General features: G+C 65.6%; 13 protein-coding genes. 6 read left to right on the top strand and 7 right to left on the bottom strand.

The window, feature by feature from the left end; translation table 11 throughout:
* Positions 1-419: DUF2968 domain-containing protein (locus F3J17_RS32160; RefSeq protein ID WP_167069255.1), on the top strand; the 419-nt coding region annotated here is incomplete at its 5' end.
* 102 nt (positions 420-521) lie between these two features.
* Here F3J17_RS32160 and F3J17_RS32155 read toward each other — a convergent pair.
* Positions 522-1,826, bottom strand: coding sequence for a hypothetical protein (locus F3J17_RS32155; RefSeq protein WP_167069252.1), 1,305 nt, complete (start codon positions 1,824-1,826; stop codon positions 522-524).
* Between the two features lie 259 nt (positions 1,827-2,085).
* A complete protein-coding gene (locus F3J17_RS32150) occupies positions 2,086-2,628 on the bottom strand; it encodes a GNAT family N-acetyltransferase (RefSeq protein WP_167069250.1) in 543 nt (180 codons plus the stop codon).
* Between the two features lie 369 nt (positions 2,629-2,997).
* Between F3J17_RS32150 and F3J17_RS32145 the strand changes: the two genes are divergently transcribed.
* Positions 2,998-4,293, top strand: coding sequence for an MFS transporter (locus F3J17_RS32145; RefSeq protein ID WP_167069248.1), 1,296 nt, complete (start codon positions 2,998-3,000; stop codon positions 4,291-4,293).
* Positions 4,294-4,369: 76 nt separating this feature from the next.
* Here F3J17_RS32145 and F3J17_RS32140 read toward each other — a convergent pair whose 3' ends face one another.
* Positions 4,370-6,280 (bottom strand): tetratricopeptide repeat protein, encoded by a 1,911-nt coding sequence (locus tag F3J17_RS32140; protein ID WP_167069246.1) that lies wholly within the window; start codon positions 6,278-6,280, stop codon positions 4,370-4,372.
* A gap of 147 nt (positions 6,281-6,427) precedes the next feature.
* Between F3J17_RS32140 and F3J17_RS32135 the strand changes: the two genes are divergently transcribed.
* From F3J17_RS32135 to F3J17_RS32125, 3 genes are all read left to right on the top strand, one after another.
* A complete protein-coding gene (locus F3J17_RS32135; RefSeq protein ID WP_240161235.1) occupies positions 6,428-6,748 on the top strand; it encodes a metalloregulator ArsR/SmtB family transcription factor in 321 nt (106 codons plus the stop codon).
* Entirely contained in the window at positions 6,748-7,785 is a 1,038-nt protein-coding gene (locus tag F3J17_RS32130) for a cation diffusion facilitator family transporter (RefSeq protein WP_167069241.1), read from the top strand. The genes F3J17_RS32135 and F3J17_RS32130 overlap by 1 nt, the downstream gene beginning before the upstream one ends.
* A 77-nt stretch (positions 7,786-7,862) precedes the next feature.
* Positions 7,863-9,626: an FAD-dependent monooxygenase gene (locus F3J17_RS32125; protein ID WP_167069239.1), complete on the top strand. Its 1,764-nt coding sequence runs from the start codon at positions 7,863-7,865 to the stop codon at positions 9,624-9,626.
* Positions 9,627-9,632: 6 nt separating this feature from the next.
* On the opposite strand, the gene F3J17_RS32120 is transcribed toward F3J17_RS32125, so the two are convergent.
* From F3J17_RS32120 to F3J17_RS32105, 4 genes are read right to left on the bottom strand one after another with little or no spacing between them, the layout of a single operon-like run.
* Positions 9,633-9,878, bottom strand: coding sequence for a formate dehydrogenase subunit delta (locus tag F3J17_RS32120; RefSeq protein WP_167069236.1), 246 nt, complete (start codon positions 9,876-9,878; stop codon positions 9,633-9,635).
* 4 nt (positions 9,879-9,882) lie between these two features.
* A complete protein-coding gene (fdhF, locus tag F3J17_RS32115; RefSeq protein ID WP_167069233.1) occupies positions 9,883-12,831 on the bottom strand; it encodes a formate dehydrogenase subunit alpha in 2,949 nt (982 codons plus the stop codon).
* Between the two features lie 13 nt (positions 12,832-12,844).
* Positions 12,845-14,404, bottom strand: a complete 1,560-nt coding sequence (locus F3J17_RS32110; protein WP_167069230.1) for a formate dehydrogenase beta subunit — start codon at positions 14,402-14,404, stop codon at positions 12,845-12,847.
* Entirely contained in the window at positions 14,401-14,928 is a 528-nt protein-coding gene (locus tag F3J17_RS32105; protein WP_167069229.1) for an NAD(P)H-dependent oxidoreductase subunit E, read from the bottom strand. The genes F3J17_RS32110 and F3J17_RS32105 overlap by 4 nt, the downstream gene beginning before the upstream one ends.
* A gap of 131 nt (positions 14,929-15,059) precedes the next feature.
* On the opposite strand from F3J17_RS32105, the gene F3J17_RS32100 reads away from it, so the two are divergent.
* The gene (locus F3J17_RS32100) at positions 15,060-16,145 is read left to right on the top strand and encodes a substrate-binding domain-containing protein (protein ID WP_167069226.1); all 1,086 of its coding nucleotides are present in this window, start codon (positions 15,060-15,062) and stop codon (positions 16,143-16,145) included.
* Positions 16,146-16,215: the final 70 nt, after the last annotated feature.

Raw genomic sequence — 16,215 nt, 5'->3', positions numbered from 1 at the left:
TGTTTTTCTATCCGCCCGAAATGACGTACTACGTGGTGCTGTTCCAGGACAAGCACTTCTGGCGCGTGATTCGTTCGCAGGACGAAGCGCGTTCGGAATCGATCTATGCAAACTTCGTGCAGCAGACCCAGCGTCTTGCCGAAGTCGAAATCCGCCGCATGCAGATCGAAGCGCAAAAGGCCTTTATCGACCGGGTGATTGCCATCAACGAAGATCGCGCCCGCCGCCTTCAGGCCGATATCGACGTCGCGCGCACGCAGCAGGCGCGTGTCGACGACTACCAGCGCCAGGCGCAGGGCAGCGCGGCCGCGCTCAACGCCGAGAAAATCCAGGCGCAGGCGCAACTGCGTGAACTGCAGAATCAGGTCGATCAGCTCCAGCGTGAGACGGAGCAAGGCTTGCCGGGGACGCGCCGCTAGCCGTGTCAGGATGACGAGTCATACAGGAAGCAAAAAGCCCGGCGAAAAGCCGGGCTTTTTGTTTCCTGAGCGCCGCGCAGGGCGGCGGGGCGGCTCAGGGCTTTACTTCGCGAAACGGTCGGGTACTTCCGTCACGCGGCGTTGCGCGACGTGATTGACCCAGTCCGTGCTGTCGGCGGCGACCGGGGCGCGGCTCACGGCGCTTGACACCGTACGGGTGTTTGCGTAGGTCGAGACCGACGGATATTCATCGCTGGAATTGGCCGCGAACTGATGCGGCGAATACTCCGCAGCCTCCGAATACATGCCGTGCGTGCGATGGGTCGTGACAAGCGGCGCACTGCGATCCGGCGTGAATTCGTGCAAGGCATGACGGCGGTGCCCGATTTGCTCGCTGGCCTTGGCGTCCTGATGACGTGTCGCCTTCGCCGTGTGTTTCTGGCTGCCGGCGCTGGACTCGATCGTCTCCTCGCGCGGCTTGTTTTGGGCCGTTCGCAAGGTGAAGTCGGGGCGGGGCGCTGCGACGCGTGGGGTGTTCGTTGCTCCTGCTGAGGACGCATCGGCCATCGTCATGGTGATGGCGGATTGCTGGCCAGTCGCGAGAGCGGGCGCAGCAGCAGGCACAGCTGCGGGCGCAACAGCGGGCGCCGGCGCAGGTGCCCCGGCAGGCGCAAAAGCCGCAGTGGCTCGCTGGGCGACCACGGCAGAGCCGATTGCGACGCCGCTTTCATGACGAACGTCGTTCGCAGAAGCGGCCTGCGGAACCTCGATGACGCCCGAGATTGAGCGATCGTGCAGCGCGCGTTCGTCGGACAGGCGCGACGCTGATTGCGCCGAAGACTTTGACGACAACGGCGCCGAAGCCTGACCTTCAGTGTTCGAAGTCGGGCTCGTTGTTGTACGTAGCACGGACTCGCTTTTATCGCCGCCGAATTGCGTGTGGCTGGCGACGATCCAGGCGAGCAACGCTGCGCCGCTCACGGCCACTGCGCTGGCCGTGAGCTTATGTGACGGCGGCGGCGTACGTGCCGCCCGGCCGACGCCGGCTGGCTGCATCGCTTGTTGCGGTTTGGCGCTGGCGGCCCCGCGGCCGCCGATGGCCCCGGCTGCGGCCTGCTGGGCTTGTGCGGCGCTCATCGCCGCGCCAACTGGAGCGGCAGTGGGGCGCGGCGGTTCAGCCGCGCTGCGCGGCTGGCGATCCCAGCGGTACGCCTGGCGAAATGCCTCTGCGCTCAGGCAGATGGTGCGAAGGAACGCCGCGTAGAGCGCATGCAGTTCGGTGCGCAGGCTGAACTGCGACGGCATGAGTGCCCATTCGCGGCCGAATGGTGGTGGAACGCGGTAGAGCGGGCGCATGTGCGGCATCGCGAGTGCGCCTTCCACCTGGACTAACGGAAAAGTTGACATGGATCTCTCGCTGCCTTGTTGTGGTGAAGCACCAGAACACGGGGGTGTTCGAAAGGCGCGCCACTGGCCAGCGCGGCAGCGCGCTATTCGGGAATCGTATGTTTGGCCTACGATCATGCAGGCTCGATTCCCGGCAATCCATCGGAAACGTCTGAAATTTAGACTGGAATTGTAGTCGCTCCAGATGCGACGGCCAGTTCGTGTGCCGGGTGCGCGCAGGAGGGCTGCGGCCGCCGCGCAAGATCGTCGGGATGCCGCTCTAGCAGGCGGCGAGACGGAATACGTAGCGCAGCGCCGTAATGTCGACGCCGCCCATGTGATCGGGCTCGGAACCGGAGAACGTCCAGCCTTGCCGCTCGTAGAACGCGATGGCCGGCGCATTGCCGTCGAGCACATATAGATAGAGCTGTGCTTCGCCCTGTTCGCGCGCCCAGCTTTGCGCGGCTTCCATGAGCCGCTTGCCGACGCCGATTCCCTGATGTGCGGGCAGCGCATGCAGATTGTCGAGCAGCACGCCCCACGGCGACTCCGGCTGGCGCTCGACGCACACGAAACCCACCGGCGTGGCGGCGGCAGACGGTGCAGCGAGTTCGGCGATCAGCACGAGGCGACGTTCGGCGCCGGGCGCTTCCATGCGCGCGCGCCAATAGGCTGCGCGCTCCGCGTTGACTTCGCTTTCGAGAAAGGCGGCCGGTAGCAACTGACGATAGGTGGCTTGCCAGCTGGCGGCATGCATGGCGGCGAGGAGCGGGGCATCGGCAACCGTGGCCGGTCGCAGTGTGAGGGTAGCGGCGGTGGACATGCGCAGGCGTCGGTTAGGCGGGAAAGGTGCGGCTCATCGCGGAATTCGTCGGAACGGGCTGCATCGATGGGCTATTGTGCATGATAGGCACGACGATGCGAACCGCCCCGGCTAGAACTGCCTTCGAAAGTAAATTGAAATAAAAGAAGGCAATTAGAAAGAATTGCGCGATGTTGACGGTCGTTAGCTAACGGCGGCCAGGTCTTACCCGGATTTATGCGTATAGGGACGCGCAGCATAATGAGCGCCCGCGCGCGCGAGGTCGTGGCGCATCGGAGTTTCGTGTTTTATCGGCAGTCCAGGCGCAGTCACGCATGTACCCGCGTGCATCTCTGCGCCGGCGGCCCGGCAACCCCTACAGAGATCGTCATGTCCACAGCGACCCACGCTCCTTCCAGCGAATCGAAGTTCCGCACGGTGTTTCGCGTCGTCAGCGGCAACTTCCTGGAAATGTACGACTTCATGGTCTACGGCTATTACGCCTCGGCGATCGCCAAGACCTACTTCCCGAGCAATAACCCCTTCGCCTCGCTGATGCTCGCGCTTTCGGTGTTCGGCGCGGGCTTTCTCGTGCGGCCGCTCGGCGCCATCATCCTCGGCGCGTATATCGACCACCACGGGCGGCGCAAGGGCCTCATCCTCACGCTGGGCCTGATGGCGCTGGGCACGCTGGCCGTCGCGGTGGTGCCGGGTTACGCGACCATCGGCGTGCTCGCGCCGGTGCTCGTGCTGCTCGGGCGTTTGTTGCAGGGCTTCTCGGCGGGCGTGGAGCTGGGCGGCGTCTCGGTCTACCTGTCGGAGATCGCGACCAAAGGCAACAAGGGCTTCTACGTGTCGTGGCAGTCGGGCAGCCAGCAGGTCGCGGTGATATTCGCGGCGCTGCTCGGCGTGCTGCTGCACCGCCTGCTGCCGGTCGAGGAAATGACGGCGTGGGGCTGGCGCGTGCCGTTCATCATCGGCTGTCTGATCGTGCCGTTCCTGTTCCTGATTCGCCGTTCGCTGCAGGAAACCGAGGAATTCGCGAAGAAGAAGCATCGCCCGTCGATCCGCGAAATCATGGCGTCGATGGTGCAGAACTGGGGCATCGTGCTGGGCGGCATGGGCATGGTGATCATGACGACGGTGTCGTTCTACATGATCACGGCCTACACGCCGACCTTCGGCAAGGAAGTGCTGAAGATGGGCGAGCTCGATACGCTCGTCGTGACGGTGTGCATCGGCTTGTCGAATCTGTTCTGGCTGCCGGTGTCGGGCGCGATTTCGGATCGCATCGGCCGTCGTCCGGTGCTGCTGGCGTTCACGATTCTCACCATTCTCACCGCGTATCCGGCGGTGCAGTGGCTGGTGGCCGATCCGTCGTTCGCGCGCCTGCTGATGGTCGAGCTGTGGCTCTCGTTCCTCTACGGCTGCTACAACGGCGCGATGGTCGTCGCGCTCACCGAAGTCATGCCCGCCGATGTGCGCACCGCCGGTTTCTCGCTGGCCTACAGTCTTGCAACGACGATTGGCGGCTTCACGCCGGCGATTTCGACCTACCTGATCCACATCAGCGGCAACAAGGCGGCGCCGGGTGCGTGGATGGGCGTGGCGGGCATTTGCGGGCTGATCGCCACGCTCGTGCTCTATCGCACGGCGGAAGCGCGTAACCAGTACAAGACGGTTTGACGCTCACGGTACGCAGACAAAAAAACCCGCAGCGATGCGGGTTTTTTTACGCCTGAAGTTTTTCAACCGAAGGTTTTCAACTCCTGCGCAAGGCATCGGCGACTTGCGTCACGACTTCATCCCACGCCCCCGGGCGCGGCTGGCGCACGATCCGCGCGCGCGGATACCACGGGCTTTCGTTCGTACCCGTGAACCAGCGCCAGTCGGCGGCGAACGGCAGCATCAACCAGAGCTTGGCATCGAGCGCACCGGCAAGGTGGGCAATCGACGTGTCGATCGAGACCACGGCGTCCAGCCGTTCGATCACGGCGGCGGTGTCCGCGAAATCGGCGAGCTTGTCGCCCAGGCGATGGATCGAGCGCGCGCGCGGATGCGTGTCCAGCGCCGCATGCTCGGCCTCGGTCAAATGCGGTTGCAGCACGATCCAGTCGATGCCGTCGAGCGCGAACAACGGTTCGAGCGCCGCGAGCGGCATGCTGCGGTTTTCGTGCTTGTGGATGCGGCCCGACCACGCGATGCCGATCTTGCGCCGCGCCTGGCCGCCGAGCGACCCGCGCCATTTACGGCGATACGCGGTGGGCGCGGCGAGATAGGGCATTGGCGCGGGCAGGGCGTCGAAGGTCGTGCCCAGCACGAGCGGCAGCGACAGCATCGGACATTGCAGATCGGCCTGCGGGCGCGGCGCGCCCTGGGCGATCAGCGTGATGCGCGCCGTGTGGGCCGCAGGCGCGATAAGCGGCACGAGCGGCGCCTGCACTTCGAGCACGATGCGCGTGCCCGCCTGCGCGAGCGCCAGCACGGACGGCACGAAGCGGATGAATTGCAGCGTGTCGCCGAAACCCTGCTCGGCGTGGATCAGCAGCGTGCGTTCGCCAAGCGGCTCGCCGCGCCAGCGCGGCACGCCCTGCGCACAGGTGGGAACCGGCTTGGGTTCGCGCGAGGGCAGGCCCAGCGCGCCGAAACCCTCATCGCGGGCGGCCGGGTCCAGACGCCATTCGTACTCGGGCAGGCCGCGCCGGAAGTCGCCGAGCGTGAGCCAGGTCAGCGCCCGGTTCAAGTGTGCGGCGGCCAGATCCGGGCGCGCGCGCAGCGCTTCGTCGAAGGCGCGCAGTGCGGCGGCGTGACGGCCGAGCGCGTGCTGCGCGGTGCCGAGCGCGAGCCAGGCAAGCGAAAACTTCGGATCGAGCCCGATCGCGCGCTCATAGGCGGCGATCGCTTCTTCATGACGTCCCAATGCCGCGAGCGCATTGCCCAGCCCGAACAGCGCGGGCGCGAACTGCGGCTGTAGCGCCAGCGCGGCCTCGTAGCCGGAGACGGCGTGCGCGTGATAGCCGGTCGCGTCGAGCGTGTTCGCGAGGTTGAAATGCGCGGCGACGAAGCGCGGCTGCGCGCGCAGTGCTTTCTGGAAATGCTCGACCGCGCCCGCACTGTCGCCGAGCGCATTCAGGGCCATACCGAGGTTGTTGTGCGCACCGGCGTGCCCCGGGCGGATCTTCAGCGCGCGCCGGAATGCGTCGGCGGCTTCGGCGTGGCGGCCCAGCGCATGCAGCGCGTTGCCCAGATTGTTGTGCGACGACGCATCGCCGGGCTGCAGGCGAACGGCGTGGCCGAACGCGTACATCGCGTCCTCGTGGCGGCCGGTCGCCGCATAGGCGTTGCCGAGGTTGTAGTGCGCGAGCGCGAAGGTGGGCGCGAGCGTGAGCGCGTTGCGGAAGCGCTCGATCGCGTTGTCGAGTTCGCCCATCGCCTTCAATGCGTTGCCGAGGTTCAGCTGGAGCGCGGCGTCGTCCGGGCGCAGGTCGACCGCACGGCGCACGAGGTCCGCGGCTTCGGCGTGCTGGCCCTTTTGATGCCGCAGCACGCCGAGCATATGCAGCGCATCGACGTGCACGGGATCGGCGGCGAGCGTGGCGCGGTAATCGCGCTCCGCTTCCTCCAGCCGGCCGTCGCGATGTGCGGCGAACGCGCGGACAAAAACCTGTTCCATGAACGAAAGGCAAAGACGTTGAAGATCTAAAGGCGGCATTTTCCCACACTCGCGCAGGCGTTCCGTAATCGGCACGTGGCGACTTGACCACGCACCTGATCGAAACTAACATGTGAACAGTTATTCATATGTTTTGAAATGAAACCGATGCCGACAAATTACGACGATGAACGCGTGGTGCCGCTTGCGGACCTGTTCCGCCTGCTGGGCGATCCAACGCGGCTGCGTATCGTGCTGGCCTGCGTACAGGGCCGCATGGCGGTGGGTGCGATCGCCGATACGCTCGGGCTGTCGTCCTCGCTGGTCAGCCATCACCTGCGGCTATTGCGCGCGGCGCGCATCGTGCGGGCGGAGCGCGAGGGCAAACAGGTCTTTTACGCCGCCGCCGACGCTCACATCAGCGCGATGCTCGCGGGCATGCTCGAACACGTGGCGGAACCTGCATCCGCGTTGCCGGAGGTGAGTTGATGAGCGCCGGGCATCAGCATCAGCACGTGGCGGGCGAGGGCCACGATCACGATCACAAGCACGATCACGGACATGACCACGGCGGCCATGCTGGCCATAGTGGCCACGGCCATCACCATCACCATGCCCCTGTCGCGGGTCACGGTCGAGCATTCGCTTTGGCCGTTGCGCTCAATATCGTCATCGTGGTGGCGCAGGGCGTCTATGGCGTGATCGCGCATTCGGCCGCGCTGCTGGCCGACGCCGGCCACAATCTCTCCGATGTGCTCGGCCTGCTGCTCGCCTGGGGCGCGACCTGGCTGGCCACGCGGCGGCCTTCCGCGCGCTTCACGTTCGGCTTTGGCAGCAGTTCGATCCTGGCGTCGCTGGCGAATGCGGCGCTGCTGCTGGTCGCGTGCGGCGCGATCCTTGCCGAAGCCGTGGGGCGTCTGATCAGCCCCGCGCCCGTCGCGGGCTTCGACGTCTTCGTGGTGGCGACGATCGGCATGATCGTCAATGGTTTTTCCGCGTGGCTCTTCATGCGCGGACAGAAGGACGACATCAATATTCGCGGCGCTTTCCTGCATATGGCCGCCGATGCGGGTGTGTCGGCGGCGGTGGCGATCAGCGGCCTGGTGATTCTCGGCACCGGTTGGAGCTGGGTCGATCCGGTCATGAGCATCGTCGTCGTGCTGGTGATCGTGCGCGGCACGTGGGGGCTGCTGCGTGAATCGGTGCGGCTCGCGCTGGCGGCGGTGCCCGAGGGCGTCGATATCGATGGCATCCGCCTCTATCTTGCGCAGCAGCATGGCGTAACCGACGTGCACGATCTGCACGTCTGGGCGCTGTCCACCACCGGCAACGCGCTCTCCGCGCATCTGGTGATGCCCGCGGGCCATCCCGGTGACGCAGCGCTGGACGGCATGGTGAGCGCACTGGGCGAACGCTTTCGCATGAAGCACGTGACCTTGCAGGTCGATCTGGGGACCAGCGTGCATCGCTGTGCGCTCGACGTGGAGATCGCCTCGTCGAGCGATCACACGCATCGACATACCTGAGCGCCACGCCGGGTCAGCCACGGCCACAGGGATAGCGGGCGTACACTACGGTTCATGTCGACCGCATGGAGGTCTGCATGACCGAGGTTTTTTCCCAGCCGTCCGTGCTCATCGTCGGCGCGGGACCGACCGGTCTCGCCGCTGCGCTGAGCCTCGCCCGCGCGCGCATTCCGTTCCGCCTGATCGATCGCGCGCCCGAGCCCGGCCGTCATTCGCGTGCTATCGGCATTCAGGCGCGCACGCTCGAACTGTTCGAGCAGCATCGCATCGTCGAACCGTTTCTCGCGCGCGGTCATCGCGCGCATGTCGCCAATCTGTATTCGAACGGGCAGCGCCGTGCGCGGCTCGATTTCGATCCGCTTTTCACGCGCTATCCCTATCTGCTGTTTCTCGATCAGACCGAGACCGAACGCATTCTCGCCGCGCAACTGGCGAGCTTCGGCGTCGAAGTCGAGCGTGGCTGCGAGCTGCTGGAGCTGCATCAGGGCGCGGCGGGCATCAGCGCCGATGTGCGTTGCGCCAACGGTCGCGTGGAAGCGATGCGCTGTGCTTATCTGATTGCCGCCGACGGTGCGCACAGCACCGTACGTCATCACCTCGGCATGGAGTTCGAGGGGGAGACGCTGGCGCAATCCTTCCTGCTTGCCGATATCGAAGCCAGCACGCCCTGGTCCGAGGACGAGTTTCATGTGTTCGCTTCGGGCGATGGTCTTGCCGCGTTGTTCCCGTACGGACATGGTCGCTATCGTCTGATCGCCGATCACAAGACCATGCTGCCCGCCGCGCCCGAAGGCACGATCCCGGTGCCGACGCTGGAGGAGTGCCGCTCGGTGGTCGAGCGGCGCGTGCATCATCCGGTGTCGATCGCCGATATGAACTGGGCCTCGTACTTCCGCATCAACAGCCGCAAGGTGCGGTTTCTGCGCAAGGAGCGGGTGTTCTTCGCCGGCGACGCCGCGCATGTGCACAGCCCGGCAGGCGCGCAGGGCATGAACACCGGCATCCAGGAGGCATTCAATCTGGGCTGGAAACTTGCGCGCGTGCTGGGCGGCGCGCCCGACCGGCTGCTCGATACCTATCACGCCGAGCGCTCGCCGATCGAGCGCATCGTGCTGCGCCAGACCAGCTTCATGACGCAGCTCGTCGAAGCCGATCATGGTCCGCTCAAGCTGCTGCGCGAGCGCGTGATGCCGGCGCTGGTCGCGCTCGGGCCGTTGCGCGACGCGGCGCGCCAGGCGGTGAGCGAACTGTCGATCCAGTACCGGCGCAGCGCGTTGACGCTGGAGCGCGTGCTCGACGGCGGCCCGCGCGCGGGCGAACGCGCGCCCGATGCCTGCGTTCGCGTGGTCGATGGGCCGCTTGGCAAGGCCCCGGGCAAGGGCCGCATTTTCGATCTGCACGACCCGGCGAGCTTTTCGCTGTTCCTGCTGGTGGATGCCGACACGGTGCGCGCGACCGAGGCTGCGGAGCATGCCGCGAACAGTGCGCCGCCGGACGCGGCCGCGACGAATGGCACCACGCATGCCACGACAAGCAGCGCCAGCAACGGCAACGGTCCCGACGCACTGCGTCACTTCGGCGAAGCCATCGAACATGCGTTGCCGCAGGCGGTGCGGGTCTGGTGGCTGGCGGATCTGGAGCCGGGCGAAACGCCGCTCGCGGGAGAGGGCGCGCCCGCGCTGGGAGACGCATACGGGCGCACGCGCCCCGCGTTCTATCTGGTGCGCCCAGACGGCTACATCTGCGCGCGCGGGCGCACGAGTTCGGACCTGCACGGGCTGCTGCGGCACTGCGAGACGTGGTTCTCGCCCGCGCCTTCGCCGAAGCCGTCCGCGCAGTAAGGACCGCTATGCAGCAGGTGTGAGCGCCGCGCGATGCTGCATAAGCGCGGCGCGCACGATCTCGCTGAAACCTGCGTCGTCGTGTGCGCCATCGTCGGTATCGAGCGCCGAAAGCAGCGCGCGGCGCATGCGCGGCTCCCAGAACTTGCGGATGTGCTCGGCGATGCCCGTGAGCGCTTCTTCGCGATCGGGCAGCGAGTCGAAGAACATGCCGATCTGGTTGGCCATCTCGATCAGGTGATCGGTTTTCATCGCCTTATTTCCCCGATGTCGTCACGACGGTTTCGCGCTTGCCCAGCAGGTCGAGCTGCGTTGCGTTGAAACGCGAATACTCGCGCTGCCATTCCGACGGCTGCTGCACGTGGCTCACCTGCACGGCCGTGACCTTGTACTCGGGGCAGTTGGTGGCCCAGTCGGAAGCATCGGTGGTGATGACGTTCGCGCCCGATTCGGGGAAGTGGAACGTCGTGTAGACCACGCCCGGCTGCATGCGCGTGCTCACCTTGGCGCGCAACACCGTATGACCCGCGCGCGATTCGATGCCCACCCAGTCGCCGTCGCGGATGCCGCGATCTTCGGCATCGACCGGATGCACTTCCAGCCGGTCTTCCTCATGCCAGCGCGAGTTCTCGGTGCGACGCGTCTGCGCGCCCACGTTGTACTGCGAAAGGATGCGGCCCGTCGTCAGCAGCAGCGGGAAACGCCGCGTGACCTTTTCCGGCGAGGCGATGAACTTCGTGATGACGAACTTGCCCTTGCCGCGCACGAAACCGTCGATGTGCATGATCGGCGTGCCGTCGGGCGCCTGCTCGTTGCACGGCCACTGGATGCTGCCCATTTCGTCGAGGCGCTTGTACGAGACGCCGTGGAAAGTGGGCGTGAGGCGCGCGATCTCGTCCATGATCTGCGACGGATGCGTGTAGTCCATCTCGTAGCCCAGCGCGCGCGCGAGCAGGATTGTCACTTCCCAGTCGGCGTAACCGGCGATCGGCGGCATCACCTTGCGTACGCGCGAGATGCGGCGTTCGGCATTGGTGAAGGTGCCGTCCTTCTCCAGAAACGACGAGCCCGGCAGCAGCACGTGCGCGTATTTGGCGGTTTCGTTGAGGAAGATGTCCTGCACGACGATGCATTCCATCGACGACAATGCCGCCGCCACATGCTGCGTATTCGGATCGGACTGGACGATGTCTTCGCCCTGGCAATAAAGGCCCATGAAGGTGCCGTCGAGCGCCGCTTCGAACATGTTCGGAATGCGCAGACCCGGTTCGCTTTGCAGCGCGACGTTCCAGGCATCCTCGAAGAGCGCGCGCACATTGGCGTCGCCCACATGCCGATAACCCGGCAGCTCGTGCGGGAACGAACCCATATCGCACGAACCTTGCACATTGTTCTGCCCGCGCAGCGGATTCACGCCGACGCCTTCGCGGCCGATGTTGCCCGTGGCCATCGCCAGATTCGCGATGCCCATCACCATCGTCGAGCCCTGGGCGTGTTCCGTCACGCCCAGCCCGTAATAGATGGCGGAATTGCCTTGCCGCGCATAGAGCCGCGCGGCTTCGCGCACCTGCTGCGCGGGCACGCCGGTGAGCGGCTCCATCGCCTCGGGCGAGTTTTCCGGCAGCGCGACGAAATCGCGCCATTGCTCGAATGCGCGCGTCTCGCAGCGCTCGGCGACGAATGCTTCGTTAACCAAACCTTCGGTGACGATCACATGCGCGAGCGAATTGATCATCGCCACATTGGTGCCGGGGCGCAGTTGCAGATGATGTTCGGCCTTCACGTGCGCGGTATCGACGATATCGATGCGGCGCGGGTCCACCACGATCAGCTTCGCGCCCTGACGCACGCGGCGCTTCAGACGCGAGCCGAATACCGGATGCCCGTCGGTCGGATTCGCGCCGATCACCATGATGACGTCCGAGTGATCGACGGAAGCAAAAGTCTGCGTGCCCGCCGATTCACCGAGCGTCGTCTTAAGGCCGTAGCCCGTGGGCGAATGGCACACACGCGCGCAGGTATCGACGTTGTTATTGCCGAACGCGGCGCGCACGAGTTTCTGCACGAGGTAAGTTTCCTCGTTCGTGCAGCGCGACGACGTAATCCCGCCGATCGAATCGCGTCCGTGCTTCGCCTGGATGCGGCGGAACTCGCTGGCGGCGTAGTTCAGCGCTTCTTCCCAGCTCACTTCGCGCCACGGATCGGTGATCGTCGCGCGGATCATCGGCTTCTTGATGCGGTCCTTGTGCGTCGCATAGCCCCAAGCGAAGCGGCCCTTTACGCAGGCGTGGCCTTCGTTGGCCTGGCCGTTCTTGTGCGGCACCATGCGCACGACTTCATTGCCCTTCATTTCGGCCTTGAACGAGCAGCCCACGCCGCAATACGCGCACGTCGTCACGACCGAATGTTCGGCCTGACCGAGCATCACGACGCTCTTTTCCTGCAGCGTGGCGGTCGGGCAGGCGGCCACGCACGCACCGCACGAGACGCATTCGGAATCCATGAACGCTTCGTTCGCGCCCGCCGCGACGCGCGATTCGAAGCCGCGCGCGGCGATCGTCAGGGCGAAAGTGCCTTGCGTTTCCTCGCAGGCGCGCACGCAGCGATTGCAGACGATGCACTTGGACGGATCGTAGGTGAAGTACGGGTTCGATTCGTCCTTCTTGTCCTTGAGGTGATTGGCGCCGTCGAAGCCGTAGCGCACTTCGCGCAGGCCCGTCACGCCCGCCATGTCCTGCAGCTCGCAGTCACCATTGGCGGGGCAGGTGAGGCAGTCGAGCGGGTGATCGGAGATATACAGCTCCATCACATTGCGGCGCAGCTTTTGCAGGCGATCGCTTTGCGTGCGCACCTTCATGCCCGCTTCCACCGGCGTCGTGCACGAAGCGGGGTAGCCGCGTCGCCCTTCGATTTCGACGAGACACAGGCGGCACGAGCCGAACGGTTCGAGCGAGTCGGTCGCGCAGAGTTTGGGCACGTTGACGCCCGCTTCGATCGAGGCGCGCATGACCGACGTACCGGCGGGCACGGTGACGCTTTGGCCGTCGATTTCGAGCGTGACGTCGACATCGGCGTGGCGCAGCGGCGTGCCGTAATCGGTTTCGTCGAAGGGGGCGCGCGCGTTGGCCTTGTTCATCGCCGCCGATTTGCAGGCGCAGTTGCCGGAACCACAACCACCGGCTTGAGACATGAGCGTGTCGGACATGGTGGTTCCTCGTTCAGGCAGCCGCGTTCTGTTGCGCGACGGGTTCGAGACCGAAATCTTCGGGGAAGTGATCGAGCGCGGACAGCACCGGGAAGGGCGTCATGCCGCCCATCGCGCAGAGCGAACCGGACACCATCGTGTCGCACAGATCGCGCAGCAGCGTGATCTGCCTTTCCGAGGTGTCGCCGTTACGGATCTTCGCGATCACTTCGACGCCACGCGTCGAGCCGATCCGGCACGGCGTGCACTTGCCGCACGATTCGAGCGTGCAGAATTCCATCGCGTACTGGGCGAGTTCGGCGAGATTCGACGTCTCGTCGTGCACCACGATGCCGCCGTGACCCACGACCGCGCCCACTGCCGCATACGCTTCGTAGTCCATCGGAATGTCCCACTGGCTTTCGGGCAGATAGGTGCCGAGCGGCCCGCCCACCTGCACGGCGCGCGCGGGGCGACCGCTTGCCGTGCCGCCGCCGTAGTCCATCATCAGCTCGCGCAGCGTTACGCCGAAGGCTAGTTCGACCAGGCCGCCGCGCGCGATATTGCCCGCAAGCTGGAACGGCAGCGTGCCGCGCGAGCGACCCATGCCGAAGTTCTGATAGAACGCCGCGCCTTTCGCGAAGATGATCGGCACCGTGGCCAGTGTGATGACGTTGTTGATGACCGTCGGCTTGCCGTAGAGACCGGCGAGCGCGGGCAACGGCGGCTTGGCGCGCACGATGCCGCGTTTGCCTTCGAGCGATTCGAGCAGCGCCGTTTCCTCGCCGCACACATACGCGCCCGCGCCCTTGGCGACGAACAGGTCGAAGCGCTTGCCACTGCCCAGCACATCGTCGCCGAGCCAGCCTGCGGCGCGCGCGCGGCGGATGGCTGCATCGAGCGCGGCGATCGAATGCGGGTATTCGCTGCGCACATAGATATGGCCGACCGTCGCGCCTACCGTCACGCCCGCGATCGCCATGCCTTCGATCAGCACGTAGGGATCGCTTTCCATGATGAGTCGATCCGAGAACGTGCCCGAATCGCCTTCATCGGCATTGCAGACGATGTACTTCTGGTCGGCGTGTGCCTGGGCAACCGTGCGCCACTTGATGCCAGCGGGGAAGGCTGCGCCGCCGCGTCCGCGCAGACCCGATTCGATCAGCGCCTGGCAGGCCTGCTCGCTGGTCAGCTTCAGGGCATTGCGCAGGCCTTCGAGGCCGCCGTGTGCGAGGTAGTCGTCGGTCGAAAGCGGATCGGTGATGCCGATGCGCGCGAAGGTCAGGCGTTGCTGCTTGCGCAGATACGGAATCTGTTCGACCAGTCCCACGCTGCGCGCATGCTGGCCGCCTTGTACGAAGCCCGCGTCGAACAGCGCGCCTACATCGCTTTCCTCGACGTTCGCGTAGCCGACGCGGCCGTCCGCCGTTTCGACTTCGACGAGCGGTTCCAGATAGAGCAGGCCGCGCGAGCCGTTGCGCACGAGTTCGATGTCGAGGCCGCGCGCGGTGGCTTCGCGCTGGATCGCGGCGGCGACGTCGTCGGCGCCCAGCGCCAGCGCCGACGAATCGCGAGGAACGTAGATGCGCGTCATGCGGCCTCCTCGGTGCTGGTGGCGGCGGCGGTGCTCACAAGCGCCTTTGCGAGCAAGGCATCGAACTTCTGCGGGGTCACTTTTGCGTGCAAGTTGCCGTTAATCATCATGGCAGGCGAGAGCGCGCACTGGCCGAGGCAATACACGGATTCCAGCGCCACGCCCTGCGCCGACGCCTGTTCATGCGCGCCAAAGTGGCAGCCGGTATGCGATTCGACGTGCTGCGCGAGCGCTTCGCCGCCCATGCTGCGGCACGCTTCGGCGCGGCAAAGCTGGACGACGACGGGCGCGGGCGGCGCGGTACGGAAGTGGTGGTAGTAGGTGAGGACGCCGTGCACTTCGGCGCGCGAGAGATTCAGCGTCTTGCCGAGCGGCGCGACGGCGGCTGGCGGCACGTAGCCAAGCTCGTCCTGGATCGCATGCAGGATCGCGAGCAGGGTGCGGCCGGGCAGCGCGTGACGCTGCACCAGCGCATCGGCCGAACCGGTAAACGGCGCGGCTGACTGCGACTTTGTCTCGTCCATTGTGAGGCTCCTCCAGGGGCATATATGCACTTGTTATTCATAAAGTGTGCATCTATGCTGGGGTTGTCTTGTTGTATGGACGAACAATAGGCCCGTAGAATGGCCGTTGCAATAGGAAGGAAGACTTCATAATGATCAAGGTCGATTGCCACGCGCAACTGGTCGTGCGCGACGCGGATGGCCGCGAGGCAAGCCTGACGGACGTTGTGCCGCTGCTCGCGCTCGTCGCGGAAGAAGGCAGCATTGCGCAGGCCGCGCAGCGTAAGGGTTTGTCCTATCGCCACGCGTGGGGTTTATTGCGCGATGTCGAAGAGCGCCTGGGCGGCGCGCTGATCGCCAAGGCGCGCGGCCGTGGCTCGGTGCTGTCGGAACTCGGCGAGGCAGTGCTGCGCTCGCAGCGCCTGTGCGCCGAACGTCTGCACGGCAATCTCCAGGCGCTTGCCAGCGAAGTGGCGAGCGACCTCAACCGCTGGCTCGCGCCCGACGTGCAGGATCTACGCATCCACGCTTCGCACGGCTATGCCGTGGCTGCGCTGGTGACGGCGCTGGTCGGCGATCAGGTGCCCGTCGAAATCAAATATCGCGATAGCGCCGATGCGATCACGGCGCTCGCGCGCGGCGAATGCGATCTGGCGGGCTTTCATCTGCCGCGCGGCGAATTCCGCGCAGCGTGTGCCGATGCCTATCGCAACTGGCTCGATCCGCAGCGCCATGTGCTGGTCCATCTCACGCGGCGCAAGCAGGGTTTGTTCGTGGAGCGCGGCAATCCACGCGGCGTCGCCGGTCTTGCCGACCTGGCGCGCGCCGACATCCGTTTCGTAAACCGTCAGCCGGGCTCAGGCACGCGTCTACTGATCGACCTGCTGCTTACGCGCATTGGCGTCGATCCGGATCGTGTGAACGGGTATGCATCGTCGGAACTCACGCACTCGGCGATCGCGGCCTTCGTGGCAAGCGGCATGGCCGATGTGGGCTTCGGCGTGGAACCGGCAGCGCATCACTTTGGGCTGGACTTCATCCCCATCGTCGACGAGGACTACTACTTCGCCTGCGAGCGCAGCCAGCTCGAACGCGAGCCGCTGGCCGCCGTGCTGGAACTGCTGCGCGGCGAGCCGTTCGGGGCATCGGTCGCGCAGTTGCAAGGTTACGATGCAGGCGAGTGTGGCACCGTCGTGCCGCTTGGCGAGGGCTGGATGGGCCACGCCTTCGCAGCCTGAGCGGCAGGCCGGAGCGTGCGGGCGTTGTAACGCGGAGCAATATCTCCGTAAGCCTGCGCTGCAGAGTCGG

Source organism: Burkholderia sp. Ax-1719, from assembly GCF_011753055.1.
Classification (GTDB): Bacteria; Pseudomonadota; Gammaproteobacteria; order Burkholderiales; family Burkholderiaceae; genus Paraburkholderia.
The sequence above is the reverse complement of the archived record's forward strand: the minus strand, read 5'-3'. Positions and strand labels throughout refer to the sequence as shown.